This window comes from Azospirillum doebereinerae, assembly GCF_003989665.1.
GTDB lineage: Bacteria > Pseudomonadota > Alphaproteobacteria > Azospirillales > Azospirillaceae > Azospirillum > Azospirillum doebereinerae.
This window is the reverse complement of sequence record NZ_RZIJ01000025.1, coordinates 54637-79225: the sequence shown is the minus strand read 5'-3', so window position 1 is coordinate 79225 and position 24589 is coordinate 54637. Positions and strand designations below refer to the sequence as shown.

The following is a 24589-nucleotide window of genomic DNA, read 5'->3' as shown; positions in this document are numbered from 1 at the left end:
TCCCATTCCGTCGAAGGCGCCGTGCCGCATGCTGATCGATCAATATCTGGACGCCATCCTGATGGGCCTCCTGGAGGGGCTGACCGAGTTCCTGCCGGTGTCCTCGACCGGCCATCTCATCCTGCTGGACACCTTCCTGGGATTCCAGGGACCGCCCGGCAAGGTGTTCGAGGTGGTGATCCAGCTCGGCGCCATCCTGGCGATCTGCGTGGTCTACTTCGCCCGGCTTTGGAAGGTCGCGACCGGTCTGAAGGACGATCCGGGCGCGCGCCGCTTCGTGATCGCGGTGCTGCTGGCCTTCCTGCCGGCGATGGTGCTGGGGGCCGGGCTGCACGGCATCATCAAGACCCTGCTGTTCAACCCGACCGTGGTCAGCGTCGCGCTGATCGTCGGCGGCGTCGCCATTCTGATCGTCGAGCGCTACGTGCCGGAGCCGCGCTACCACCAGATCGAGCGCTTCCCGGCGCCGCTGGCGCTGAAGATCGGGCTGTGCCAGTGCCTGGCGCTGGTGCCCGGCGTGTCGCGGTCGGGGGCGAGCATCCTGGGCGCGCTGCTGATGGGGGTGGACCGCAAGGCGGCGGCCGAGTTCTCGTTCTTCCTGGCGGTGCCGACCATGGCCGGGGCGACGGCCTACGACCTGTACAAGAACTGGGGCGTGATGAACCTCGACGACGCGGCGCTGATCGCGGTCGGCTTCCTCACCGCCTTCATCGCGGCGGCGCTGGTGGTCAAGACGCTGGTGGATTTCGTCGGCCGCTACGGCTTCACGCCGTTCGGCTGGTACCGCATCGCCATCGGCAGCGGGATGCTGGCGTTCCTCTACCTCTGACGGGCAGCCCGTCGGACAGCAAAAAGCCCCGGTCGCGAGACCGGGGCTTTTTCATGGGATGCTTTTATTGGAAGTGCGCGGCGCTCAATGCGCGTTGCCGGGGACCGTCGGGTTGCGGCCGCCGACGATGAAGCGGGCGAGGTAGGTCGGCACGATCACCTCGCAGGAGGCCAGCGTGTCGATGCCCAGTTCCTTGAACCCGGCGGCGCCCGGCGACACCACGTTGTCGCGCTTGAGCAGCTCCACCTGGTCGCGGGTCAGCGCCGGGGCCAGCACCGGCACCTTCTCCAGCACGCCGCCCAGCGTCTCCGCCGCGCCCCACGGCACCGGCAGCAGGTAGCGCTTGCGCTGCACGGTCTTCAGCGTCAGTTGCAGCAGCTCCTTGAAGCTGTAGACGCGCGGGCCGCCCAGCTCGAAGGTCCGGCCCTTGGCGCTGTCGAGGTCGAGCGAGGCGACGATGGCGTCGGCCAGATCCCCGACATAGACCGGCTGGAAGCGGGTCTTGCCGCCGCCGATCAGCGGCAGCGCCGGGGCGATCTGCGCCATCGCGGCGAACTTGTTGAAGAACTGGTCCTCCGGCCCGAAGACGATGCTCGGGCGCAGGATGGTGGCCTGGGGGAAGGCGTCCAGCACGGCCTGCTCGCCCGCCGCCTTGGAACGCGCGTAGGAAGCCGGCGACGACGCGTCGGCGCCCAGCGCCGAGACGTGGACCAGGCGCGTCACCCCGTTCAGGGAGGCGATGCGGGCGATGCGGGCGGCGGACTCGACATGCGCGCCCTGGAAGCTCTGGCGGCCCTGCTCGTACAGCACGCCGATCAGGTTGATGGCGATGTCGGCGCCCTGGAGCGCGCGGGCGACCGATTCGTCCTTGGTCACGTCGGTGGCGAAGGGGACGATCTGGCCGACGGCGCCGGCGGTCTTCAGGAAACCGGCCTTGGTCGGGTTGCGCGTCGCGATGCGCACGACGGCGCCCGACTTGGCGAGGCGCCGGATCAGGTGGCGGCCGATGAAGCCCGACCCGCCGAACACCGTGATTACCTGAGTGCGATAGGACATCGACCGTCTCCCCAACGTAAGCCGTGAAGCCCCTGTGGCGCCCCTATGGCGCCCGGGCGTCATCCGTATCCTGCCTGGGCATGAATGCGCCGACGCTTATAGCGAAAGCGCCGCCCTCAAGCTAGGCCCTCCCGCCCGAGGGGAAAAGCGGACCTTTCCCGAGAAAAAGCGAAAGCGTGAAAAAAGCTGTTGACGGCCCCCGGTCCGGTCACTAAAAACGCCTCCACACACCGAGCACCGAGCCCAGGTGGCGGAATTGGTAGACGCGCAGGTTTCAGGTACCTGTGGCAGAAATGTCGTGGAAGTTCGAGTCTTCTCCTGGGCACCATTTCTTTCTACCCGGCTGCGCCGCATGCACCACTCCTCAACAGAGGGACCGTGCAGAGCGGCGTTCGTCGTTTCTAGGGTCCGTGGCCGGGGGCCTTACCCTTCGGGAACGCGACCATGACCATCACCCTTCATGACGGCGACCTGCCGGACGGCCTCGACCTCGCCGCCTCGGCCCGCGACAACGCGGTCGCCATCGACACCGAGACCATGGGGCTCAACCCCCACCGCGACCGTCTGTGCCTGGTCCAACTGTCGGCCGGCGACGGGGCGGTGCATCTGGTCCAGTTCCCCAAGGGCCGCTACGACGCGCCGAACCTCAAGCGCCTGCTGACCGATCCCGGCGTGACCAAGCTGTTCCACTTCGGCCGCTTCGACGTGGCGGTGATGCACGCCTATCTCGGCGTCTCCTGCCGGCCGGTCTACTGCACCAAGATCGCCTCCAAGCTGGTCCGCACCTTCACCGACCGCCACGGCCTCAAGGATCTGTCCAAGGACCTGCTGGGCGTCGAGCTGTCCAAGCAGCAGCAATCCTCCGACTGGGGGGCGGCCGAGCTGACGCCTGAGCAGATGAAATACGCCGCCTCCGACGTGCTGCACCTGCACGACCTGAAGGCCAAGCTGGACGTCATGCTGGCGCGCGAGGGGCGGACCCATCTGGCGCAGGCCTGCTTCGACTTCCTGCCGGCGCGCGGCGAGCTGGATCTGGGCGGCTGGGAAACGCCGGACATCCTGGCGCACTGACGTCCAAACACGGAGTCCCGGGCAGGGACATCCTGACGCACGAACGGATTGGCGCACCCATCGGGCGCCAAACCTGGGATAACCCCTATCCGTTCGGGCGTGGGTTTGACCCGGACCCCGCCGGTGGGCATACTGCCTTCCGCGCGGGCGCGCCCGGTTTCTGGTTCGGGCGCACCCGTCGCCCGCATTTTCGCGAAAGGCCCGACGCCTTGAACAGCGTGACCGACAGCAGCCTGATCGACCGGACCGGTGACGGCTCGGATTCCAGCGCGGTGGAAAACCGCGATCTCGCCTGCGCCGCCCGCGTCCTGCGGACGGAAGCGCAGGCGCTGACCGCGCTGGCCGACGGCTTGGACGAGACCTTCCTGCGCGCGCTCGACCTCCTGCACGGCATCCAGGGCCGGGTGGTCGTCACCGGCATGGGCAAGTCGGGCCATATCGCCCGCAAGATCGCGGCGACCATGGCCTCGACCGGCACGCCGGCCTTCTTCGTCCATCCGGGCGAGGCCAGCCACGGCGATCTCGGCATGATCGCCAGGACCGACGCGGTGGTGGCGCTGTCCAATTCGGGCGACACGCACGAGCTGTCGGACATCATCGCCTACACCCGCCGCTTCGACATCCCGCTGATCGGCATGACCCGCAAGGCGGCCTCCGCGCTGGCCGAGCAGTCGGACGTGGCGCTAATCCTGCCGCCGGTGCCCGAAGCCTGCCCGCTGGGGCTGGCGCCGACCACCTCGACCACCATGATGCTGGGGCTGGGCGACGCGCTGGCCGTGGCGCTGCTGGAGCGCCGGGGCTTCTCCGCTGCCGATTTCCGCGAGTTCCACCCCGGCGGGCAGCTCGGCCGCGCGCTGCTGAAGGTGACGGACATCATGCACGCGGGCGACGGCCTGCCGCTCTGCCGTCTTGATTCCCCGCTGTCCGAGGTCATCTTTGAGATGACCGCCAAGCGCCTGGGCTGCGTCGGGGTCACCGACGGCGAGGGCGCGCTGGTCGGCATCATCACCGACGGCGACCTCCGCCGTCACCTGGCGCCGGAGCTTCTGGCCGAGCGCGCCGACAGCATCATGTCGCCGCGCCCCAAGTCGATCCGTCCGAAGGCGCTGATCGCCGAGGCGCTGCGGGTGATGAACGAGAAACAGATCACCACCTTGTTCGTGGTCGAGGCCGACCGGCCGCTGGGGATCGTGCACATCCACGATTGCCTGCGGGCGGGCGCCGCCTGATCCACGAAGCGAGCGGAGAACCGTTCATGAGCATCGACGATGGCATCACGGAGTTGCGGGCCGAGCGCCGCCCTGGCGCCCGACCGGCTGCGACTCCGGAGCCTGCTCCGGCAACGCCGATCCTGGTTCCTCCCACCCTGGTGCCCCCCGCCATGCGCGCCCACCGCCGCCGCGACACGCGGCCGGTGAGCCGCGTCTACAGCCGCTTCGTCTCCGCCATGAAGTTCGCGCTGCCCGCCGCCGCCCTGGCGATGGTGGCGCTGCTGGCGGCGTGGCCGTCGCTGAACAGCCTGCCGACCCCGCGCATCGCCGCCGACAAGGGGCAGAGCGAGATGCTCAAGCCGCGCTACTTCAGCGCGGACGAGCGGAACCAGCCCTTCTCGCTGGTCGCGCTCCAGGCCGACAAGTCGACCGACCAGCCGGACATCATCCTGCTCGACCAGCCGGAAGCCGAGATGACGGAGAGTGCCGGCACCTGGGTGACGATCCGATCCGACAAGGGCTGGTACAACCAGGTCACCGGCATCCTGCTGATGCGCGGCAACGTCCGCGTGATGCGCGACGACGGCAACGAGTTCACGACCGAGGAAGCGGAGACCGACATCCGCAAGGGCAACGCCTGGGGCGAGGCCGCGGTGACGGGGCAGGGACCGCAGGGCGAGATCAACGCCAAGGGCTTCCGCATGACCGATCGCGGCAAGACCGTGGTCTTCCTCAACCAGTCCAAGGCCGAGGTCCAGGCCGCCGAAACTCCGGGAGGTAAGAAGCGGTGATGCATCGTTCGCGCAGGCGGTCCGGCACCGGTCTCGCTGTTCTCGCCGCCGCGTTCGGCCTCGCCGCTGCCACGCCGGTTCTCGCCCAGGGGCTGCCCGGCATGGGCGGCGGCAAGATCCCGGTCGAGGTCAACGCCGACCAGGCCATCGAGTGGCACCAGGACGTCCACGCCTATGTGGCGCGCGGCAACGCCTCGGCCAAGCGCGGGGAATCGACCGTCTTCGCCGACGTGCTGACCGCCTATTACCGCGAGGTCCCCGGCAAGGGGAACGAGGTCTTCCAGCTCGTCGCCGATGGCGCCGTCCGCGTGGTCAGCCCCAACCAGCAGGTCTTCGGCGACCACGGCGTCTACGACGTGGACAAGCAGGTCGCCGTGGTGACCGGCAAGGATCTGAAGCTGATCACCGCCAAGGACGTGGTGACCGCCCGCGACAGCCTGGAATACTACGAGGCGCGCGAGCTGACCGTGGCGCGCGGCGACGCGGTGGCGGTGCGCGGCGCCGACCGGCTGCGCGCCGACGTGCTGATCGGCCAGCTCAAGAAGATGCCGGACGGCTCCACCCAGATGGAGCGGATCGACGGCTCGGGCAGCGTCGTGGTGACGACCGCGACCGACGTCGCGCTGTCCGACAAGATGGTCTATTCGGTCGCCGACAACGTCGCGGTGCTGATCGGCAACGTGAAGATCACGCGCGGCGACAACCAATTGAACGGCGAAGCCGCCGAGATGAACATGACCACCAAGATCAACCGCGTCATCGCCGGCCCCGCCGCCGGCCGGGTCAGCGGGTTGCTGATCCCCGGCCAGAACGGCCAACCGGGCGGCCTGTCCGCCGCGCCGGCCCCCAGCTCGGCGGCAACGGCCAAGCCGGCGGCCAAGCCGTGAGCAGTCTGACCGCCAACGGCCCGAGCGCTCCCGCAGCGCCCGCGCCGACCGAGGGGCTGGTCGCCCGCCACCTCGGTAAGTCCTTCAAGAAGCGTCCCGTCGTGCGCGACGTGACGGTCAGCGTCCAGCGCGGCGAGGCGGTCGGGCTGCTCGGCCCCAACGGCGCCGGCAAGACGACCTGCTTCTACATGATCACCGGGCTGATCGCCGCCGATTCCGGCACCATCACGCTGGACGGGCAGGACATCACCGCGCTGCCGATGTACCGGCGGGCGCGGCTGGGCATCGGCTACCTGCCGCAGGAGGCCTCGATCTTCCGGGGCATGACGGTGGAGAACAACATCCGCTCGGTGCTGGAGGTCGTGGAGAGCGACCGCGACGCGCGCGAGGCGATGCTGGACGAACTGCTGGCCGAATTCTCCGTCACCCACCTGCGCCGCGCGCCCGCGCTGGCGCTGTCGGGCGGCGAGCGGCGGCGCGTGGAGATCGCCCGCGCGCTGGCCGGCCAACCGCATTTCATCCTGCTCGACGAGCCGCTGGCCGGCATCGATCCGATCGCGGTGAACGACATCCGGGAGTTGGTCGGGCACCTGCGCGACCGGGGCATCGGCGTGCTCATCACCGACCACAACGTGCGAGAAACTTTAGACCTAGTCGATCGGGCATACATTTTGCACGATGGTGTGGTACTAATGGAGGGCGGGCCGGCGGAGATCGTGGCGCACGAGGATGTGCGCCGGGTCTACCTCGGCGACCGGTTCAGCCTCTAGCACGCGGTTTCCTGTCCATGGCGCTTGCTCAACGTCTCGACCTCCGACAAGCCCAAACACTGGTGATGACGCCGCAGTTGCAGCAGGCGATCAAGCTGCTGCAACTGTCGAACATCGAGCTGTCGGACTTCGTGGACCGCGAGATCGAGCAGAACCCCTTGCTGGAGCGCGACAGCGGCCCCAGCGACGGTGGCAGCGACCCTGTCGTCAACGGCGAGGCGGCCGGCGGCCTGGACGGGCCGGGCGGGGCGGAGCCGGGCAGCTCACTGGCCGACAGCTTCAACGGGCGCGACGACGGACCGGCCCCGCCGCCGTCGGACGGGCGCACCCGCGACACGGTCGAGCTGACCTCCTCGGACACCATGGGCGCCTCGTCGGAGTCGCCGCTCGACACCGATTTCGAGAACGTCTATTCCGACGACCGCTTTTCCGACGGCTCGGACGGCGGCAACGAGGTCTACGGCTCCTACAACGAGCGCGGCGGGCGCAGCGGCTTCGAGGACGACGACTCCAACCTGGAGGCGACGCTCACCGGCCAGATCAGCCTGCGCGACCACCTGACCGAACAGCTCAAGATCGATCTTCCCGAGCATGGCGACCAGCTCATCGGGCTGGCGCTCATCGACATGCTGGACGAGGCCGGCTGGCTGACCGGCTTCGACGCCGCGGCGCTGGCCGAACAGCTCGGCTGCGACGCGGAACGGGTGGAGCGGGTGCTGGCGGCCTGCCAGCGCTTCGACCCACCGGGCATCTTCGCCCGCTCGCTGAAGGAATGCTTGGGCATCCAACTGCGCGAGAAGAACCGGCTGGACCCGGCGATGCAGGCGCTGCTCGACAATCTGGAGCTTCTGGCGGCACGCAACCTGCCGGCCATCATGAAGGTCTGCGGCGTCGACGCCGAGGACGTCGCCGACATGGTGTCGGACATCCGCAAGCTGAACCCGAAGCCGGCCCTGCTGTTCGACCACACCCCGGCGCAGTTGGTCACCCCCGACATCCTGATGCGCGCCAACCCCGGCGGCGGCTGGCTGATCGACCTCAACCCCGACACGCTGCCGCGCGTGCTGGTCAACCAGCGCTATTTCGCGCGGATCTCCGACGTCGCCCGCAACAAGGCCGACAAGGACTACCTGTCGGAAAAGTTCCAGTCGGCCAACTGGCTGGTGAAGTCGCTGCACCAGCGCGCGACCACCATCCTGAAGGTCGCCAGCGAGATCATCCGCCAGCAGGACGCCTTCTTCATCCACGGCGTCTCGCACCTGAAGCCGCTGATTCTGCGCGACATCGCCGAGGCCATCGGCATGCACGAAAGCACGGTCAGCCGGGTCACCACCAACAAGTTCATGGCGACGCAGCGCGGCGTGTTCGAGCTGAAATATTTCTTCACCTCGGCCATCCAGGGCGCCGACGGGCAGGCCGCCCATTCGGCGGAGGCGGTTCGGCACCGCATCAAGGCGATGATCGACGCCGAAAAGGCGGAAGATGTCCTTTCCGACGATAAATTGGTCGATATCCTTCGCGCCGAGGGGATCGACATTGCGCGGCGGACGGTCGCGAAGTATCGTGAGGCGATGAAAATACCGTCTTCGGTGCAGCGGCGCCGTGCCAAGATGTCACGCATGTAGCCGGAACTCGAAGGGGCGGGCTTCGTTGACAGCCTATGGACCCCTGACTATGGTTCCCGACCCGCATGCGGCGGCACGCCGTCTCCACACCGTCCCCAGCGGACCAATTATTGGAAACGTTCCAACATGCAACTGACTGTCAAAGGCAAGCAGCTGGACGTGGGTGACGCTCTGCGCACCCATGTGGCCGACAGCCTGACCGCCGTGGTCGGCAAGTACTTCAACAAGCCGATCGAGGCCAACGTCGTCCTGACGAAGGACGCCCATCTCTACAAGGCCGACATCCAGGTCCATGTGGGCCGGGGGATCGTCCTGCAGAGCACGGCCGACGCGACGGAGCCGTACCCGGCCTTCGACACCGCTTGCGACAAGCTGGCCAAGCGCCTGCGCCGCTACAAGGGCCGCCTGCGCGACCACCACACCGCCGAGAACGGCGCCGAGGCGCTGCCGGCCCGCTACCAGATCCTGGAGGCCGAGGCCGAGGATCACCGCGACGAGGCCGAGGCCCCGGCGGAGAGCAACGCCGACGGTGCCCACCAGCCGATGGTCGTGGCCGAGATGGAGACCTCGATCGCGACGCTCTCGGTCAGCGAGGCGGTGATGCGGCTGGAGTTGGCGCAGGCTCCGGCGCTGATGTTCCACAACGGCGTGCACGGCCGTCTGAACATGGTCTACCGCCGCGTCGACGGGAACATCGGCTGGGTCGATCCGACGGAGAAGGCCGGCGCCTGACCCCAGGCGCCGACCCCTCCCCCGGTCCGACGCGTCATGCTCGACCTCATCACGCCGCTCGCCATCCTCCCGAACCTCAAGGCCGGCAACAAGAAGCAGGCCTTGCAGGAGCTGGCGCGCAAAGCGTCCGAGCTGACCGGTCAGCACGAGCGGGCGATCTTCGACGTCCTCCTGGAACGCGAACGGCTGGGCACGACCGGCGTGGGGCATGGCATCGCCATCCCCCACGGCAAGCTGTCCAGCCTCGACCGCGTCCACGGCGTCTTCGCCCGCTTGGAGCGGCCCATCGATTTCGATGCCATCGATGAGCAGCCGGTCGATCTGATCTTTCTTCTGCTGGCCCCGGAACAGGCGGGTGCCGATCATCTGAAGGCGCTGGCCCGCGTGTCGCGGCTGCTGCGCGACCAGTCGATGTGCGAGAAACTGCGCGGCGCCCAATCGGGCGACGCGATCTACGCCTTGCTGACCCAGCACGAGGCCAGCCCCACCGCCTGACGGGTGCTTCACGCAACCGACAAGGGCCGCCGCATCCGTTGCGCGGCCCTTTTTCTTTTGGGGCGGTGGCGGGGGCTGTGCAGGCGCGTTATGATCAGTTCATGCCGAACGCTCCGCGCAAGCCGTGGATTTCGCCCGAGGACTACCTTTCCATGGAAAGGGTGGCCGAGGTTCGCCACGAGTATGTCGACGGCGAGATCTTTGCCATGGTGGGCGCGAGCCGTCGGCATGCGGGGATCGTCGGGAATGTGTTTGTGGCTTTGCGGCAGGCTGCGCGAGGGCGTGGATGCAGCGCCTACGCGAACGACGTGAAGGTGCGCGTCGAGGCGGCGAACGCCTATTATTATCCCGATCTGGTGGTGACGTGTCATCCGGGCGACGACGACCCTTATGTCGTCCAGGCCCCTTCGCTGGTCGTGGAGGTGCTGTCGGACAGCACCGAGGCCGTCGACCGCCGCGAGAAGCGGGTGAACTACCAGACCATCCCATCCCTGCGCGAGATCGTGCTGGTGGCGCAGAACGAACGCCGGATTGAGATCTACCGCCGTGATGGTGCCCATTGGATGGCCGACATCGTCACGGAGGGGATGGTCATGCTGGAGTCCTTGGGGTTGAGCGTGCCTCTGGAAGCCGTTTACGAGGATTGACCAACTCCCTCTCCCGCCCCGGGAGAGGGAAGGGGCCCGCGATAGCGGGAAGGGTGAGGGGCTATCGGGACATGGATTTCGTACCACGCCCGATAGCCCCTCACCCTCCCCATGCTGCCGCATGGGTCCCCTCCCTCTCCCGGGGCGGGAGAGGGCTTTTCCTCACACCCGTTCCGCCCACCCCATGTAGTTCACCTCCAGATCCCGCGCGTTCAGTCGGAACTCGTCGGTCAACGGGTTGTACGTCACGCCGGTCAGGTCGCGTACGGCCAGCCCGTACGCGCGTACGGCGGCGTTGAGTTCGGACGGGCGCAGGAACTGGCGCCAGTTGTGGGTGCCGCGCGGCATCCAGCGCAGGATGTACTCCGCGCCGACGATGGCGAGCGCGAAGGATTTCGGCGTCCGGTTCAGCGTGGAGAGGAACAGCGCGCCGCCCGGCGCCAGCAGGTCGGTGCAGGACTTCACGAACAGGTCCACGTCGGCGACGTGCTCGATCACCTCCATCGCCAGCACCGCGTCGAAGCGCTCGCCGCCAGCCGCAAGCGCCTCGGCCGTGGTGGCGCGGTAATCGACCGTCGTGCCGGTCTCGGCGGCGTGGGTGGCCGCCGTCCCGATGTTCTTCTCCGAGGCGTCGACCCCGACCACCGTGGCGCCCATGCGGGCCATCGGCTCGGCCAGCAACCCGCCGCCGCAGCCGATGTCCACCACCCTCACCCCCTCCAGCGGCCGGGGCGCCAGCGGGTCGCGGCCCAGGCGCCGGCACAGCGCGTCGCGGATGTAGGCGAGGCGCAGCGGGTTCAGGCGGTGCAGCGGGCGGAACTTGCCGGCGGGATCCCACCATTCGGCGGCGATGGCGGAAAAGCGGGCGACGTCCTCGGGATCGATCGTGCTGGCCGTGCCGTGGATCGTTCCGGCGGTCGTGGCGTGCGGGGTTCCGGCGGTCGCGGTCATGGGGTGGGATTTCCGTGGGCTGGTTGGCAATCGGCACGCGGGGCAACTTGCCTCGCTGCGGTCGAGGGAGTATGGATACGCCGCCCCGCGCCGGCAACGGTAGAGCGGGGGTGCCGCACGCCGCCCTTTTTCGAGCTTTCGCTCGGGCGGCCAGAGATTGGTGTGAGGTATGGCGCGGATCGTCCTGAAATTCGGAGGCACGTCGGTCGGCGACATCGACCGCATCAAGAACGTGGCCCGGAAGGTCGAGCAGGAAGTCAAGGCGGGGCATCAGGTCGCCGTCGTCGTGTCGGCGATGTCCGGCGTGACCAACCAGCTCGTCAAGTACTGCAACGAGATCGACAAGCTGCACGACGCCCGCGAATACGACGCCATCGTCGCGTCGGGCGAGCAGGTGACCTCGGGTCTCCTGGCCATCGCGCTGCAGTCCATCGGCATTCCGGCGCGCTCGTGGGCCGGCTGGCAGATTCCGATCCGCACCGACGACACGCACGGGAAGGCGCGCATCGTCTCCATCGACACCACGCAAATGGAAACCTCCATGCAGACCGGCGAAGTCGCCGTGGTCGCCGGGTTCCAGGGCGTGACGACGGAGGGGCGCATCACCACGCTGGGCCGTGGCGGCTCCGACACCTCGGCGGTGGCGCTGGCGGCGGCGGTGAAGGCCGACCGCTGCGACATCTACACCGACGTGGACGGCGTCTACACCACCGACCCGCGCATCGTCAGCAAGGCCCGCAAGCTCGACAAGATCACCTACGAGGAGATGCTGGAGCTGGCTTCGCAAGGCGCCAAGGTGCTCCAGACGCGCTCGGTCGAGATGGCGATGAACCACCGCGTGCGCGTGCAGGTGCTGTCGAGCTTCGAGGCGGCGGCGGGCAGCGCGCTTCCCGGAACCCTGGTTGTTGACGAGGACGAGATCGTGGAAAAGGAAGTTGTGAGCGGCATCGCCTACAGCCGCGACGAGGCGAAGATCACCCTGGTCGGCGTCGCCGACAGCCCGGGCGTGGCCGCCGCCATCTTCGGTCCGCTGACCGACAACGCCGTCAACGTCGACATGATCGTCCAGAACGTGTCGGAGGACGGCAAGTCCACCGACATGACCTTCACCGTCGGCAAGGCGGATCTCGCCCGCGGCGTGAAGGTGCTGGAGGACGCGAAGGAGACGCTGAACTACAAGCGCATCGTCTCGGACGCCAACGTCGTCAAGGTGTCGGTCATCGGGGTCGGCATGCGCAGCCACGCGGGCGTCGCGCAGCGCATGTTCAAGGCGCTGGCCGACAAGGGCATCAACATCCAGGTCATTTCCACCTCGGAGATCAAGATTTCGGTCCTGATCGCCGAGGAGTACGCGGAGCTGGCGCTGCGCGCCCTGCACACCGCCTATGGTCTGGACGCCGCCTGATCGCGGCGTCGAGGAAGAGGGGAAGGGCCGTATGACCACGGCGTCAAGGGCACGGGCACGGGCACGGCTCGACCGGCTTTGGGCGCGCGGCTGCGCCTTCCTCGGCACGCGCACCGCCGTGATGGGCGGTGCGATGAGCTGGGTGTCGGAGCGGCATCTGGTTTCGGCGATCTCGAACGCGGGCGGTTTCGGCGTGCTGGCCTGCGGGTCGATGGCGCCGGACCAGCTTGCGGCGGAAATCGCCGGCACCAAGGCGCTGACGGCCGAGCCGTTCGGCGTCAACCTGATCAACATGCACCCCGAGCTCGACCGGCTGCTCGACGTCTGCCGCGAGCAGGCGGTCGGCCACGTCGTGATCGCGGGCGGCTTTCCGTCCGGCGCCACGCTGCGCCGCATCAAGGACGGCGGCGCCAAGGCGATGGCCTTCGCGCCGACGCTGGTCAGCGGCCGGCGCATGGTCAAGCAGGGCGCCGACGCCCTGGTGATCGAGGGGACGGAGGCCGGCGGCCACATTGGCCCGGTTTCCACCACCGTGCTGGCGCAGGAGATCCTGCCCGACCTGCGCGAGGTCCCGGTCTTCGTGGCCGGCGGCATCGGGCGCGGCGAGGCCATCGTCGCCGCGCTGGAGCTGGGGGCGGCGGGGGTGCAGATCGGCACGCGTTTCGTCTGCGCCACCGAATCCATCGCGCACCCGGCCTTCAAGCAGACCTTCATCCGCGCGTCGGCGCGGGACGCTCAGGCGTCGGTGCAGATCGACCCGCGTTTCCCGGTGATCCCCGTCCGCGCCCTTGCCAACGCCGGCAGCAAGGCGTTCATGGACCTCCAGCGCGCCGTCATCGCCAAGGTCGACGCCGGCGCCCTGACCCGCGACGAGGGGCTGCTGGAGATCGAGCATTTCTGGGCCGGCGCGCTGCGCCGCGCGGTGATCGACGGCGACGTCGAAATGGGGTCGCTGATGGCCGGGCAGAGCGTCGGCCTCGTCACCCGCGAGCAGCCGGTGGCCGACATCCTGGCCGAATTGATCGCCCAGGCCGAAACGGCGCTGGCGCGGCGCGGCGGCGATGGGGCATCGTTGGGGGTGGCGGCGGAAACGCCCCCGGCACTGGGAGTCTTGTAGCGATGACCAGCACCCTCGACCTGACGGCGGGACCCAGCTTCGACGGCGCCAGCTCGCGCCGGCTTCTGGCCCATCTCCGCGACATCATGGCCGGGTCGGGGTCGGGGCAGGATCGTCTGGACAAGATCGTCACGCTGATCGCGGCGGAGATGCGGGCCGACGTCTGCTCCTGCTACGTCATGCGCGCGGGCGAGGTGCTGGAACTCTTCTCCACCGAGGGGCTGAACAAGACCGCCGTCCACAACACCCGCCTGCGGGTGGGGGAGGGCATCGTCGGCTACATCGCCGGCCACGCCCGCCCGGTGGCGCTCGACAACGCGCCCTCGCACCCCAGCTTCGCCTATCGGCCCGAGACCGGCGAGGATCCCTTCCTGTCGATGGCCGGCGTCCCGGTGCTGCGCGGCGGCAAGGTGCGCGGCGTGCTGGTGATCCAGCACAAGGATCGCCGTCCCTACGTCGAGGAGGAGGTCGAGACCCTCCAGACCATCGCCATGGTCGTCGCCGAGCTGGTGGCCCAGAGCGAGCTGGTCAACCCGGCGGAGGTCTCCACCACCGGCGACCCCGTCCTGCTGCCGGCCCGGCTCTCGGGCGTGGCGATGAGCCCCGGCCTGGCGATGGGGCTGGCGGTGATCCACCGCCCGCAGCTCACCGTCCGCCAGATGGTCGCCGAGGACGCGGAAGCCGAGCTGGAGCGCTTCAACGCCGCGCTCTCCACCATGCACAGCGCCATCGACGACCTGCTGGAGGCGGCGACGCTGGCCGGCCTGGGCGAGCCGCGCGACATCCTGGAGACCTACCGGATGTTCGCCGAGGATCGCGGCTGGCTGTCGCGCATCCGCGAGGCGATCCGCGTCGGCCTGACGGCGGAGGCGGCGGTGCAGCAGGTGCAGAACGACACCCGCGCCCGCATGAGCCACCTGACGGACCCCTACATCCGCGAACGCCTGCTCGATTTCGAGGATCTGACCAACCGGCTGATGCAGCATCTGGCCGGCAAGACCTCGGGCGCCGACGGGGCGACGCAGCCGGACGACATGATCCTGGTCGCGCGCTCCATGGGGCCGGCGGAGCTGCTCGACTACGACCGCTCCCGCCTGCGCGGGTTGCTGCTGGAGGAGGGCTCGCCGTCGAGCCATGTCTGCATCGTCGCCCGCGCGCTCAACATCCCGGTGGTGCAGGCCGCCGACGCGCTGAACCGGATCGAGCCGCTCGACCAGCTGATCGTCGACGGCGACCACGGCAAGGTGTTCATCCGCCCGGCCGAAGACATCCAGATGGCCTTCGCCGACAGCGTCGCGCTCCAGCACCAGAAGGAGCAGCTCTACGCGGAGATCCGCAACCTGCCCTCGGTAACGCGCGACGGCGTGCCGATCTCCATGCAGCTGAACTGCGGGCTGCTGATCGACCTGCCGCACCTCCACGCCAGCGGGGCGGAGGGCATCGGGCTCTACCGCACCGAGATCCCCTTCATGGTGCGGTCGTCCTACCCGGACGTCCAGGCGCAGACCGACCTCTACAGCCGCATCATGGACGAGGCCGGCGACAAGCCGGTGATCTTCCGCACGCTGGACGTCGGCGGCGACAAGATGCTGCCCTACATGACCGGCGGCGAGGAGGAGAACCCGGCGCTCGGCTGGCGGGCGGTGCGCATCGGGCTCGACCACCCGTCGCTGCTGCGCCAGCAGCTGCGCGCGCTGCTGCTGGCGGCGGCCGGGCGGTCGCTGTCGGTGATGTTCCCGATGATCGCCGAGGTCGCCGAGTTCGACGCCGCCCGCCGCCTGCTCGACATGGAGCTGAAGCGGCTGGCCGTCCAAGGCGTCGCGCCGCCGGAACGCCTGCGCGTCGGCACGATGATCGAGGTCCCGGCGCTGCTGTGGCAGCTGCCGGCGCTTCTGCCCCGGCTGGACTTCCTGTCGGTCGGCTCCAACGACCTGACGCAGTACCTGTTCGCCGCCGACCGGGGCAACCCGCGCACCTCGAACCGCTACGACCCGCTGTCGCCGGCGATGCTCTGCCTGCTGCGCCGTCTGGTCGACGAATGCGGCAAGCACCGGGTGTCGCTCAGCCTGTGCGGCGAGATGGCCGGGCGGCCGCTCGACGCCATGGCGCTGATCGGCCTCGGCTTCCGCACGCTGTCGATGTCGCCGCCCTCGGTCGGGCCGGTGAAGACGATGCTGCGCTCGCTGGAGGTGGCGGCGTTGCGGCAGTACATGTCGGGGCTGTATCTGGGCGCCGACCACAGCCTGCGCGACAAGCTGAGGAGCTTCGCCAAGGACCACGGCGTCTCCATCTGACGCTTTCTCCCGCGCCCGCACCAGGGCGGGTCCGGGACCGGAGAGGGTGCCGCGACGTTCCGGGTTGCGTCGGCGGGGTGGCTGTCGTACCCATTCCGCCTGTGCGTCCCCGGAGGATGCCACAGTCAGGCAGGCGGCGGTTCCATGGTCAAGCGCAAGGTTTTCGACGATTACGAACCGGTCGCGGCCGGTCCCACCGTGTCCGAGACGTTGCGCGACACGCGCATCGCCCTGGGGCACGAGCTGCGCGACGTGGCCTCGATGCTGCGCATCCGCTACCCCTATCTCCAGGCCATCGAGGACGGGCGCTTCTCGGACCTGCCGGGCGCGGCCTACGCCGCCGGCTTCCTGCGCTCCTACGCCGAGTATCTCGGCCTCGATCCCGACGGCATCGTCGCCCGCTACAAGGAGGAGGTGGCCGGGGGCCTGCGCCAGCAGCAGCTTTACCTGCCGACTCCGGCGACCGAGGAGCGCATCCCCGGCGGCACCCTGCTGCTGGTGACGCTGGTGCTGGCCGGCATCGTCTACGGCGGCTGGTATTATCTGTCGGCGACCGACCGTTCGGTGGCCGATCTGGTGCCGGCCCTGCCGGACCGTCTGGTGTCGCTGCTCGACACGGTGCCGCGCAAGAACGGCGCGCCACCCACGGCCGAGCCGGCGCCGCAGCAGACCGCCGCGCTGCCGTCCTCCCCGGTGCCCGCTGCGCCGACCGCTCCGTCCCCCGCCGCCAGCCCGGCGCCGACGCCCACGCCTTCCGCCCCGGCGCCGGCCCAGACCGCGACTCCGGCCAGCCCGCCGGCGGGCGTTCCGGCCCCCGCCGGGACCCCGCTTCCGCCGGCCAAGCCGCCCATGGCCGCCACGCTGTCGACGCCCGCCGTTCCGGCGCCGCCCGCGTCCGCCATGACCAACGTCGCCCCGCCGCCGGCGGAGGACGACGACACCGAAGGCTCGCCGCAGGAGCCGACGCCGCTCTCCCCGGCCGCCGTTCCCGCCGCCCCGGCCCCGCGCCCAGCGGAGGCCGCCCCGGCCAACCCGAACGCCAAGGTCTACGGGTTGCAGTACCAGAACGTTCGGCTCGTGCTGAAGGCGACGCAGGAAAGCTGGCTGCAGATCCGCGACGGCAGCGAGATCATCTTCACCCGTGTGCTGAAGGCCGGCGACACCTACCGCGTTCCCGACAAGGCCGGCGTGAAGATCCGCACCGGCAACGCCGGCGGTCTGGTCGTCGTCGCCGATGGGGCGGACAGCGCGCCGCTCGGCACGGTCGGGCAGGTGCTGCGCGACGTGCCCATCGACGCCCACGGCGTGGTGCGCCCCGCCGCGCGTTGAGGGCAGGGTCCCGGAAGCGGCGCTTGAATCCGCCGCGCCGGACCGTACCTCTGACGTGACCCCGGCCGTGTCGCAGCGGCCGGATCTCCGCCATCGCCCCTCGCCGTTGCCTTGAGGCCCCTGTCATGACCGTGCGCGCCTACCGTCAGATCCTTCGCCGCAAGTCCCGCCAGATCCGGGTCGGCAACGTGCTTGTCGGCGGCGATGCGCCGATCTCCGTGCAGACGATGACCAACACGCCGACCACCGACGTGGCGGCGACGGTCGCGCAGATCCAGGCGGCCGAGCGGGTCGGGGTGGACATCGTCCGCGTCTCCTGCCCCGACCGCGAGTCGGCGCTGGCGCTGAAGGACATCGTCAAACAGGTCTCGGTGCCGGTCGTCGCCGACATCCATTTCCATTACAAGCGCGCCATCGAGGCGGCGGAGAGCGGCGCCGCCTGCCTGCGCATCAACCCCGGCAACATCGGCTCGGCCGAGCGGGTGCGCGAGGTGGTGAAGGCCGCCAAGGACCACGGCTGCTCGATGCGGATCGGTGTCAACGCCGGCTCGCTGGAGCAGGACCTGCTGGAGAAATACGGCGAGCCCTGCCCCGAGGCGATGGTCGAGAGCGCGCTGAACCACGCGAAGATCCTGGAAGACAACGACTTCCGCGAGTTCAAGATCTCGGTCAAGGCGTCCGACACCTTCCTGGCCGTGGCCGCCTACCAGGCGCTGGCCGAGGCCTGCGACTACCCGCTGCACATCGGCATCACCGAGGCCGGCGGCCTGCGCGCCGGGACGGTGAAGTCCTCCATCGGGCTCGGGATGCTGCTGTGGTCGGGCATCGGCGACACGCTGCGCGTCTCCCTGTCCGCCGAGCCGGCCGAAGAGGTGCAGGTCGGCTACGAGATGCTGAAGTCGCTCGGCCTGCGGCGGCGCGGCGTGACGGTGATCTCCTGTCCCAGCTGCGCGCGGCAGAACTTCAACGTCATCAAGACGGTGGAGCTTCTGGAGGAGCGCCTGTCGCACATCACGACGCCGCTGACGCTGTCGGTGATCGGTTGCGTGGTGAACGGCCCCGGCGAGGCGCGCGAGACCGACATCGGCCTGACCGGCGGCGGCAACAACACCCACCAGATCTACCTGTCGGGCGTCACCGACCACCGCCTGAAGGACAAGGACATCGTCGAGCATCTCGTTGGGCTGGTCGAGAAGAAGGCCGCCGAGATCGAGGCGGAAAAGGCCGCCAGCGAAACGGCGGTGGTGGCGGCGGAGTGAATTTTCACACGGATGAACACGGATTCAGACACGGATGAACACGGATAGAAAACAATAATCCCGGGACGGTCCTGGCCGAACGGTTTAAAGCTGCGTCATTTTTCTGTTCTTTATCCGTGTTCATCCGTGTCTAAATCCGTGTTCATCCGTGTCTCAAACAACACCCGTCCCTTGAGCGGTCTTCCGCGGCGGGCAGGGGCGAAACGACCACCGGCGTGACCACCACATCCTACCTCGTCATCGGCGCCAGCCACCGGACCTGTTCCGGAGCCATCCGCGACGGTCTTGCGACCGACGAGGCCGAGGTTCCGGCCATGCTGGAGCGTCTGCGCGCCGCCGGGGTGTCGCAGGCGGTGTGGCTCAGCACCTGCGACCGGGTGGAGGTGCAGGCCGTCCACGAGCGCCCCAACGAGGCGGCGCTCGCCATCGCCGAGCTGATGGCCGAGCGGGTCGGTCTGCCGACGCCGGACCTCGCCGATCAGCTCTACACCCGCACCGGGCTGGACGCGGTGCGCCACCTGTTCTCGGTGGCCTGCTCCCTCGACAGCCAGATCATCGGCGAGCCGCACATCCTGGGCCAACTCAAGGCCGCCCATCGCGGCGCCGCGTCGGCCGGGCTGACCGGGCCGGAGCTGGAGGCGGCGTTGCAGGCCGCCTACACCGCCGCCAAGCGGGTGCGCAGCGAGACGCCGATCGCCGAGGGCGCCACCTCGCTGGCCGCCGCCGCCGTCCAGGTGGCGCGCGACCTGCACGGCGATCCCAAGCGCTGCTCGGCCCTGCTGATCGGGGTCGGCGACATGGGCGCGCTGGTGCTGGACGGCCTGCGCGAGGCCGGGCTGTCGCGGCTGACCATCGCCGCCCCGGTGGACCGCCGGGCCGAAGCGGCGGCGCGGCGGCTCGACGGGCATTTCGCGCCCTGGGCCGATCTCGATTCCGCGCTGGCCGGCGCCGATATCGTGGTGACCGCGGCGGGGTTGGGGCGCTATATCCTCACCGCCGGGATGATGGAGGTGGCGCTGAAGCGCCGCCGCCGCCGTCCGGTCTTCGTGGTGGACGCCGCGATCCCGTCCGACGTCGATCCGGCGGTGGCGCGGATGGACGGCGCCTTCGTCTACGACCTCGCCGATCTGGAGCGGGTGGCCCTGCAGGGCCGTGTCGGGCGCGAGGCGGCGACCCAGGCCGCCTGGACCATCGTGGACGAGGCGCTGGCCGCCTTCGCCCGCGACCGGGCCGAACGCGCCGCCGTGCCCGCCGTGGCGGCGCTGCGGACGCATTTCGAGGCGGAGCGGCGGCGCCTGCTGGTCGAGCACGGCGATCTGGACGCGGCGTCGGCGACGCGGCTGCTGGTGAACCGGCTGCTGCACCGCCCGTCGGAGGTGCTGCGGGCGCTGGCGGCGGAGCAGGACGGGGTGGGGTTGGCCGAACGGGCCGCGGCCGAACGGCTGCTGTTCCGGCTGTTCCGGCTGGACGGGATGGCCGTTGACGAACGGGATGAGGACGAGCGACGTGAACCTGGACGAGAAGTTCGATAAGGTCTTGGCCCGCCACGACGAGCTGCGCGACGCGCTCGCCGCCGGGCTGTCGGACTCGGGCGCCTTCACGCGCCTGTCGAAGGAATACGCCGACCTCACCCCCATCGCCGAGGCCATCGGCGAGCTGAAGAAGGTGAAGGCCGAGGCCGCCGACCTCGCCCAGATGATCGCCGACCCCGACGGCGATCCCGAGATGAAGGCGATGGCCGAGGACGAGTTCCGCGAGCTGTCCAAGCGCATCCCCGATTTCGAGCGGCGCGTGCAGGTCTCGCTGCTGCCCAAGGACGAGGCGGACGAGAAGAACGCCATCCTGGAGGTGCGCGCCGGCACCGGCGGCGACGAGGCGGCGCTGTTCGCCGCCGAGCTGTTCGAGATGTACCGGCGTTACGCGGGCCTGCGCGGCTGGCGGTTCGAAGCGATGGACGTCAGCGAGACCGGCATCGGCGGCTACAAGGAGGCGACGGCCAACATCACCGGCCGCAACGTCTTCGCCCGGCTGAAGTTCGAATCGGGCGTCCACCGCGTGCAGCGCGTGCCGGCGACCGAGGCGCAGGGCCGCATCCACACCTCGGCCGCGACGGTCGCCGTGTTGCCCGAGGCCGAGGAGGTCGACATCCACATCGACGAGAAGGATCTGCGCATCGACGTGTTCCGCTCGTCGGGACCCGGCGGCCAGTCGGTCAACACGACGGACAGCGCGGTGCGCATCACGCATCTGCCGACCGGCCTCGTGGTGATCCAGCAGGACGAGAAGTCGCAGCACAAGAACAAGGCCAAGGCGCTGAAGGTGCTGCGCGCCCGGCTCTACGACCGCGAGCGCGCGGAAAAGGACGCGGTCCGCGCCGCCGACCGCAAGAACCAGGTGGGCAGCGGCGACCGCTCCGAACGCATCCGCACCTACAACTTCCCGCAGGGCCGGGTGACCGACCACCGCATCAACCTGACGCTCTACAAGATCGACAAGATGATGACCGGCGAGGCGCTCGACGAGTTCGTGGACGCCTTGATGTCCGAAGACGAAGCCGCCCGCCTGGCGGAGCTGGGGTGACGCCGACCTATTCTCCCTCTCCCGCCGCAGGCGGGGGAGGGGCGGGGAGGGGGCCGAGGGCTTCCCAGATCATGCGCGCGACACCTTCTGGGTGACGCAGCACATCGTTGTTCCAGAACCGCAGAATCCGCCAACCCTGCGTGTTCAGCCAACCGTCGCGGGCCGTGTCGTAAGCGGAGTCGGCGTGCTGGCCGCCGTCGGCCTCCACGATCAGACGGGCTTCGAGACAGGCGAAGTCGGCGATGTAAGGAGGAATCGGGTGTTGCCTTCGGAAATACCAGCCGTTCAGTTGTCGGCGTCGGACGAGGCTCCACAGTTTGCGTTCCGCATCGGTGGGAATATGGCGCATGACGCGCGCGTGGGATTGGGTTTCCTTGCTGGCGCGTGGCATGGTTGGTTTGTGGTTGCCCCCTCCCTAACCCTCCCCCGCTGCGCGGGAGAGGGAATGCGCGACGCAGTGTAGAGGAGGAGTTTCTCGTGAAAAGTGCAAAAAGGTCGCGGCGATGAACCTCCACAGCCTGCGCCGTCTCGCCGAAAGCCGTCTGCGCGAAGCCGGCATCGACACGCCCGATCTTGACGCCCGCTACCTGCTGGAACACGCGCTCGGCCTTACCCGGACGGACTTCATTACGAAGTCGGAACAAACCGTCTCCGAAACGGATGCTGCCCGCGCTCTGGCCCTGATCGACCGCCGCGTCGCGCGCGAGCCGGTCGGCCGCATCCTTGGCCACCGGGAGTTCTGGACCATCGACCTCGCGCTCAACCCCGACACGCTCGAACCGCGCCCGGACACCGAGACCGTGGTCGAGGCCGTGTTGAAGGCTCTTCCCGACACCAAGGCCCCGCTGTCCCTGCTCGATCTCGGCACCGGAACGGGCTGCATCCTGCTGGCCCTGCTGGCGGAACTGCCCAACGCCCGTGGCCTTGGCGTCGATCTCAGCCCCTTGGCGGTCGAGGCCGCCGCCGGGAACGCCGAACGCAACGGGCTGGCTGGCCGCGCGCGCTTCCAGACCGGCAATTGGGCAAACGGTATCAGGGATCGTTTCGATATCGTTGTTTCCAATCCCCCCTACATTCCCAGCGCGGAGATCGCCACCCTCGCCCCGGAGGTGCGCGACCACGATCCCCGGCGGGCGCTCGACGGCGGTCCCGACGGGCTGGAGCCCTACCGGATCATCGCGGCCCAGCTTTCAACCCTGCTGGTCCCCGGCGGGCTGGCCGCCTTCGAGGTGGGGCAGGGTCAAGCCCCGGACGTGACGCGGCTGCTGGCCGCACAGGGCTTCCACGAGATCGAACAACTCCGTGATCTTGGCGGGATCGAACGATGCGTCCGGGGACGAAACGGACTTACACCGCGCGAATAACCAAAAAAAAGATTGGATTGCCGGGCGTTGGCGTTTAGTGTCCGATGTACGACCGCGAACACAAGGATCTGCGGGGTTCCGAGTCTCGGACTGCTTTTCCGCCGAGCCCCGACCGCCGCAGCCCGCCGCACTCGATGCGGACGCGTCGTTTGATCCCCGTGACCCATCCGTGGCGGACGTCCATGGCAGGCTTGGCGGCCGGACCGGCCGCCCGAACGTTCCGGGGAATCCGCTTCTCTTGCATGGGGCCTTAAGAGCCGAATGAGACAGGGACCGAACTCCAGGCGTTCGCGTGGTCGTGGCAACAACGGCGGCGGGGGCGGAGGCGGTGGTGGCAACGGCGGTGGCGGTGGGGGCGGCAACGCCAACCGGCGCCAGAACGTCCCGTTGCGTCACCAGAACTTCGACAGCAACGGCCCGGACGTGCGCATTCGCGGCAACGCGTGGCAGGTCCAGGAAAAATACCAGACCCTGGCGCGCGACGCGATGACGGCGGGCGACCGGGTGCAGGCCGAGAACTACCTTCAGCACGCGGAGCATTACCTCCGCATCACCAACCAGATCCAGGAATCGGAAAACCGCCAGCGCGGCGGTCAGCCCCAGCCCAACGGCGGGCACACTTCCGTTCCGGGTCCGGTCCAGTCCTTCGACGAGGACGAGTCCCAGCAGCCGGACGAGGACGAGGCCGACGACGCCGAGGAGCGGGCGGCGGTCAACGCCTGACCCTCTCCGGGGCTTGTCAGGCTTGTTTGGGTGGTGAGACCGGGTCGCCCTGCGCGATCCGGCCGCCGCCGGTGACGCGGGCGCGGACCGCGATCTGGCAATGGCCGTAGCCGCGCTCCATGATCGGCAGCAGGTTCAGGTCGGTCGCCCCGTTGTCAGGGTTCACGTCGTTGGCCGGACGTCCGTCGACCGGCCCGACGATCTCCAGCGTCGCGCCGCCGACGCTCAGGCTCTGGCCGGTCCAGGACCGTTCCACCCACGGATCCAGCCCGTCGATCCACAGATTGGCCCGGAAGCGGCGCGGATCGACCGGCTGCTTGGCGACCCGCTCCTCCAGGTCGCGCAGGCTGGCGAGGTTGAGGAGGACCAGCGACGGCTCCTCGTGGTCGCCGAAGGCGCCCGACGCCGCCTCGACCAGTCGCGGCATGCCGGGCACGGTGCCGGCCAGATAGGCGGCGAAGAACTGCTCCAGCAGGGTGCGGCCCATCGGCTGGTCCAGCCGCCCGCGCGACACCTGCCGCCCGCCGCGCCGCACGATCAGCGACGTGGTCGCCTCGTCGAACTCGGTGTCGAGGGTGGCGAGCTTTTCCACGCGGTCCAGCGTGAAGAAATCGGTCGGAAGCCGCCACCCGTCGCTCCCGGACTCCAGCGCCGCCGTTCCGTTCAGCAGGCCGTAGCGGCGGTCGAAGGGGAGCGCCCGGCCGGCGGTCAGTTCGACGGCGGGAAGCTCCTGGCCGCTCAGCCCCTTGACGGGATGGCGGCGGATGGCGGCGAGAATCGGGTTCATTGCACTGCACAATGAGTGGGGCGGATCGGCCCTGTCAACAGGCCCGATCACGGCCCGATCGACGGTTTCGACGCGCTACCCCATCAGATGTTCCCGCTACCACCGTTCGGCCAGGGGCTTGCGCCCGAGAAACTCCTCCAGCCGCCGCCGTGTCGCCGGGCTGAGGTCCGCGGGCAGGTGGCTGAGGGCGAAGAACCGCGCCTCGACGATCTCCACCCCGTCGGCCTTCGGGGTGCCGCTCCAGCCGCGCACGGCGAAGACCGCGACGTGGTCGCTCGCTCCATGGCGGAAGCGGGCGTAGACGCCCAGCGGCTGGACGTCGCTCTCCACGATCAGCCCGACCTCCTCACGCACCTCGCGGCGCATCGCCTCGCACAGGGTCTCGCCCCGTCCCACGCCGCCGCCCGGCATGTGCCAGCCTCCGACGTAGCTGTGGCGGATCAGCAGGACGCGGTGGTCCTCGGGGTCGGAGTCGTCGACGATCAGCGCCCGCACGCCCATGGTCAGCGGCCGCGCGACACGATGCCACAGGCCGCGCCCGATCCAGGCCAGCCGCAGCAGGCGGGCGAGCAGCGGCCGAGGCGTCGGCTGGGCGGCGGGTTGGATCCGCCGCTCGGCGTCCGGCTCCGGCTTGCGGGGGGTGACGATGGCCGTCATGGGGTCCGT

The 24589-nt window shown here is 69.3% G+C and carries 24 protein-coding genes and 1 tRNA gene; 20 read left to right on the top strand and 5 right to left on the bottom strand.

The annotated features are described in order from the left end of the window. Window positions 1-28 precede the first annotated feature (28 nt). Window positions 29-829, top strand: a complete 801-nt coding sequence (locus EJ913_RS24965) for an undecaprenyl-diphosphate phosphatase (protein WP_127003031.1) — start codon at window positions 29-31, stop codon at window positions 827-829. A gap of 84 nt (window positions 830-913) precedes the next feature. Here EJ913_RS24965 and EJ913_RS24960 read toward each other — a convergent pair whose 3' ends face one another. Continuing rightward, on the bottom strand, window positions 914-1885 hold the full coding sequence (locus EJ913_RS24960; protein WP_127003029.1) for a complex I NDUFA9 subunit family protein: 972 nt from the start codon (window positions 1883-1885) through the stop codon (window positions 914-916). Window positions 1886-2126: 241 nt separating this feature from the next. Here EJ913_RS24960 and EJ913_RS24955 point away from each other — a divergent pair. The 10 genes from EJ913_RS24955 to EJ913_RS24910 all read left to right on the top strand — a co-directional run bounded on the left by EJ913_RS24955 (window position 2127) and on the right by EJ913_RS24910 (window position 10114). After that, window positions 2127-2213: transfer RNA gene (locus tag EJ913_RS24955), tRNA-Leu, on the top strand. Window positions 2214-2329: 116 nt separating this feature from the next. Beyond that, on the top strand, window positions 2330-2956 hold the full coding sequence (locus EJ913_RS24950) for a ribonuclease D (protein WP_127003027.1): 627 nt from the start codon (window positions 2330-2332) through the stop codon (window positions 2954-2956). A gap of 209 nt (window positions 2957-3165) precedes the next feature. After that, entirely contained in the window at window positions 3166-4185 is a 1020-nt protein-coding gene (locus EJ913_RS24945; RefSeq protein WP_127003025.1) for a KpsF/GutQ family sugar-phosphate isomerase, read from the top strand. Between the two features lie 26 nt (window positions 4186-4211). After that, window positions 4212-4958 (top strand): LPS export ABC transporter periplasmic protein LptC, encoded by a 747-nt coding sequence (gene lptC, locus EJ913_RS24940; RefSeq protein ID WP_238521254.1) that lies wholly within the window; start codon window positions 4212-4214, stop codon window positions 4956-4958. Further along, on the top strand, window positions 4958-5845 hold the full coding sequence (locus EJ913_RS24935) for an LptA/OstA family protein (protein ID WP_127003023.1): 888 nt from the start codon (window positions 4958-4960) through the stop codon (window positions 5843-5845). Before lptC ends, EJ913_RS24935 begins: the two co-directional genes overlap by 1 nt. Next, window positions 5842-6615, top strand: a complete 774-nt coding sequence (lptB, locus tag EJ913_RS24930; RefSeq protein ID WP_127003021.1) for an LPS export ABC transporter ATP-binding protein — start codon at window positions 5842-5844, stop codon at window positions 6613-6615. Before EJ913_RS24935 ends, lptB begins: the two co-directional genes overlap by 4 nt. A 17-nt stretch (window positions 6616-6632) precedes the next feature. Then, on the top strand, window positions 6633-8240 hold the full coding sequence (gene rpoN / locus EJ913_RS24925) for an RNA polymerase factor sigma-54 (RefSeq protein ID WP_127003019.1): 1608 nt from the start codon (window positions 6633-6635) through the stop codon (window positions 8238-8240). Between the two features lie 126 nt (window positions 8241-8366). Further along, a complete protein-coding gene (gene hpf, locus EJ913_RS24920) occupies window positions 8367-8972 on the top strand; it encodes a ribosome hibernation-promoting factor, HPF/YfiA family (RefSeq protein WP_127003017.1) in 606 nt (201 codons plus the stop codon). Between the two features lie 36 nt (window positions 8973-9008). Continuing rightward, window positions 9009-9467, top strand: coding sequence for a PTS IIA-like nitrogen regulatory protein PtsN (gene ptsN / locus EJ913_RS24915; RefSeq protein ID WP_127003015.1), 459 nt, complete (start codon window positions 9009-9011; stop codon window positions 9465-9467). Window positions 9468-9568: 101 nt separating this feature from the next. After that, the gene (locus EJ913_RS24910; protein ID WP_127003013.1) at window positions 9569-10114 is read left to right on the top strand and encodes a Uma2 family endonuclease; all 546 of its coding nucleotides are present in this window, start codon (window positions 9569-9571) and stop codon (window positions 10112-10114) included. A gap of 162 nt (window positions 10115-10276) precedes the next feature. On the opposite strand, the gene ubiG is transcribed toward EJ913_RS24910, so the two are convergent. Beyond that, window positions 10277-11065, bottom strand: a complete 789-nt coding sequence (ubiG, locus tag EJ913_RS24905; RefSeq protein ID WP_127003011.1) for a bifunctional 2-polyprenyl-6-hydroxyphenol methylase/3-demethylubiquinol 3-O-methyltransferase UbiG — start codon at window positions 11063-11065, stop codon at window positions 10277-10279. 169 nt (window positions 11066-11234) lie between these two features. On the opposite strand from ubiG, the gene EJ913_RS24900 reads away from it, so the two are divergent. The 7 genes from EJ913_RS24900 to prfA all read left to right on the top strand — a co-directional run bounded on the left by EJ913_RS24900 (window position 11235) and on the right by prfA (window position 21049). Then, window positions 11235-12470, top strand: a complete 1236-nt coding sequence (locus EJ913_RS24900; protein ID WP_127003009.1) for an aspartate kinase — start codon at window positions 11235-11237, stop codon at window positions 12468-12470. A 31-nt stretch (window positions 12471-12501) separates the two neighbouring features. Beyond that, the gene (locus tag EJ913_RS24895; RefSeq protein WP_127003007.1) at window positions 12502-13587 is read left to right on the top strand and encodes an NAD(P)H-dependent flavin oxidoreductase; all 1086 of its coding nucleotides are present in this window, start codon (window positions 12502-12504) and stop codon (window positions 13585-13587) included. Between the two features lie 2 nt (window positions 13588-13589). Next, window positions 13590-15881, top strand: a complete 2292-nt coding sequence (ptsP, locus tag EJ913_RS24890) for a phosphoenolpyruvate--protein phosphotransferase (RefSeq protein WP_127003005.1) — start codon at window positions 13590-13592, stop codon at window positions 15879-15881. A gap of 144 nt (window positions 15882-16025) precedes the next feature. Continuing rightward, on the top strand, window positions 16026-17210 hold the full coding sequence (locus EJ913_RS24885; protein WP_127003003.1) for a helix-turn-helix domain-containing protein: 1185 nt from the start codon (window positions 16026-16028) through the stop codon (window positions 17208-17210). 125 nt (window positions 17211-17335) lie between these two features. Next, entirely contained in the window at window positions 17336-18469 is a 1134-nt protein-coding gene (ispG, locus tag EJ913_RS24880; RefSeq protein ID WP_127003001.1) for a flavodoxin-dependent (E)-4-hydroxy-3-methylbut-2-enyl-diphosphate synthase, read from the top strand. A gap of 215 nt (window positions 18470-18684) precedes the next feature. After that, window positions 18685-20001, top strand: coding sequence for a glutamyl-tRNA reductase (gene hemA / locus EJ913_RS24875; protein ID WP_127002999.1), 1317 nt, complete (start codon window positions 18685-18687; stop codon window positions 19999-20001). Further along, a complete protein-coding gene (gene prfA / locus EJ913_RS24870; protein ID WP_127002997.1) occupies window positions 19976-21049 on the top strand; it encodes a peptide chain release factor 1 in 1074 nt (357 codons plus the stop codon). The genes hemA and prfA overlap by 26 nt, the downstream gene beginning before the upstream one ends. Before the next feature lie 7 nt (window positions 21050-21056). On the opposite strand, the gene EJ913_RS24865 is transcribed toward prfA, so the two are convergent. Continuing rightward, window positions 21057-21440: an endonuclease domain-containing protein gene (locus EJ913_RS24865; RefSeq protein ID WP_127002995.1), complete on the bottom strand. Its 384-nt coding sequence runs from the start codon at window positions 21438-21440 to the stop codon at window positions 21057-21059. A 112-nt stretch (window positions 21441-21552) separates the two neighbouring features. Here EJ913_RS24865 and prmC point away from each other — a divergent pair, with 112 nt between their 5' ends. Both prmC and EJ913_RS24855 read left to right on the top strand, forming a co-directional pair. Further along, window positions 21553-22413 carry a peptide chain release factor N(5)-glutamine methyltransferase gene (gene prmC / locus EJ913_RS24860; RefSeq protein WP_127002993.1) on the top strand — a complete coding sequence of 287 codons (861 nt, stop codon included), beginning with the start codon at window positions 21553-21555 and terminating at the stop codon, window positions 22411-22413. Window positions 22414-22674: 261 nt separating this feature from the next. After that, the gene (locus EJ913_RS24855) at window positions 22675-23136 is read left to right on the top strand and encodes a DUF4167 domain-containing protein (protein ID WP_127002991.1); all 462 of its coding nucleotides are present in this window, start codon (window positions 22675-22677) and stop codon (window positions 23134-23136) included. Window positions 23137-23152: 16 nt separating this feature from the next. Here the strand turns inward: EJ913_RS24855 and EJ913_RS24850 are convergent, their stop codons facing one another. Continuing rightward, the gene (locus tag EJ913_RS24850; protein ID WP_127002989.1) at window positions 23153-23923 is read right to left on the bottom strand and encodes an MOSC domain-containing protein; all 771 of its coding nucleotides are present in this window, start codon (window positions 23921-23923) and stop codon (window positions 23153-23155) included. A gap of 96 nt (window positions 23924-24019) precedes the next feature. Beyond that, window positions 24020-24580: an NUDIX domain-containing protein gene (locus EJ913_RS24845; RefSeq protein ID WP_127002987.1), complete on the bottom strand. Its 561-nt coding sequence runs from the start codon at window positions 24578-24580 to the stop codon at window positions 24020-24022. Window positions 24581-24589 lie beyond the last annotated feature (9 nt).

What these genes read in the sequence shown, in the direction of transcription:
- hpf (WP_127003017.1), top strand. Translation starts at nt 8,367, where the DNA reads ATGCAACTGACTGTCAAAGGCAAGCAGCTGGACGTGGGTGACGCTCTG.
- lptC (WP_238521254.1), top strand. Translation starts at nt 4,212, where the DNA reads ATGAGCATCGACGATGGCATCACGGAGTTGCGGGCCGAGCGCCGCCCT.
- ptsP (WP_127003005.1), top strand. Translation starts at nt 13,590, where the DNA reads ATGACCAGCACCCTCGACCTGACGGCGGGACCCAGCTTCGACGGCGCC.
- EJ913_RS24960 (WP_127003029.1), bottom strand. Translation starts at nt 1,885, where the DNA reads ATGTCCTATCGCACTCAGGTAATCACGGTGTTCGGCGGGTCGGGCTTC.
- EJ913_RS24865 (WP_127002995.1), bottom strand. Translation starts at nt 21,440, where the DNA reads ATGCCACGCGCCAGCAAGGAAACCCAATCCCACGCGCGCGTCATGCGC.
- EJ913_RS24900 (WP_127003009.1), top strand. Translation starts at nt 11,235, where the DNA reads ATGGCGCGGATCGTCCTGAAATTCGGAGGCACGTCGGTCGGCGACATC.
- rpoN (WP_127003019.1), top strand. Translation starts at nt 6,633, where the DNA reads ATGGCGCTTGCTCAACGTCTCGACCTCCGACAAGCCCAAACACTGGTG.
- ptsN (WP_127003015.1), top strand. Translation starts at nt 9,009, where the DNA reads ATGCTCGACCTCATCACGCCGCTCGCCATCCTCCCGAACCTCAAGGCC.
- EJ913_RS24950 (WP_127003027.1), top strand. Translation starts at nt 2,330, where the DNA reads ATGACCATCACCCTTCATGACGGCGACCTGCCGGACGGCCTCGACCTC.
- EJ913_RS24895 (WP_127003007.1), top strand. Translation starts at nt 12,502, where the DNA reads ATGACCACGGCGTCAAGGGCACGGGCACGGGCACGGCTCGACCGGCTT.
- EJ913_RS24855 (WP_127002991.1), top strand. Translation starts at nt 22,675, where the DNA reads ATGAGACAGGGACCGAACTCCAGGCGTTCGCGTGGTCGTGGCAACAAC.
- EJ913_RS24910 (WP_127003013.1), top strand. Translation starts at nt 9,569, where the DNA reads ATGCCGAACGCTCCGCGCAAGCCGTGGATTTCGCCCGAGGACTACCTT.
- EJ913_RS24965 (WP_127003031.1), top strand. Translation starts at nt 29, where the DNA reads ATGCTGATCGATCAATATCTGGACGCCATCCTGATGGGCCTCCTGGAG.
- ubiG (WP_127003011.1), bottom strand. Translation starts at nt 11,065, where the DNA reads ATGACCGCGACCGCCGGAACCCCGCACGCCACGACCGCCGGAACGATC.
- ispG (WP_127003001.1), top strand. Translation starts at nt 17,336, where the DNA reads ATGACCGTGCGCGCCTACCGTCAGATCCTTCGCCGCAAGTCCCGCCAG.
- EJ913_RS24885 (WP_127003003.1), top strand. Translation starts at nt 16,026, where the DNA reads ATGGTCAAGCGCAAGGTTTTCGACGATTACGAACCGGTCGCGGCCGGT.
- EJ913_RS24935 (WP_127003023.1), top strand. Translation starts at nt 4,958, where the DNA reads ATGCATCGTTCGCGCAGGCGGTCCGGCACCGGTCTCGCTGTTCTCGCC.
- EJ913_RS24845 (WP_127002987.1), bottom strand. Translation starts at nt 24,580, where the DNA reads ATGACGGCCATCGTCACCCCCCGCAAGCCGGAGCCGGACGCCGAGCGG.
- EJ913_RS24850 (WP_127002989.1), bottom strand. Translation starts at nt 23,923, where the DNA reads ATGAACCCGATTCTCGCCGCCATCCGCCGCCATCCCGTCAAGGGGCTG.
- prmC (WP_127002993.1), top strand. Translation starts at nt 21,553, where the DNA reads ATGAACCTCCACAGCCTGCGCCGTCTCGCCGAAAGCCGTCTGCGCGAA.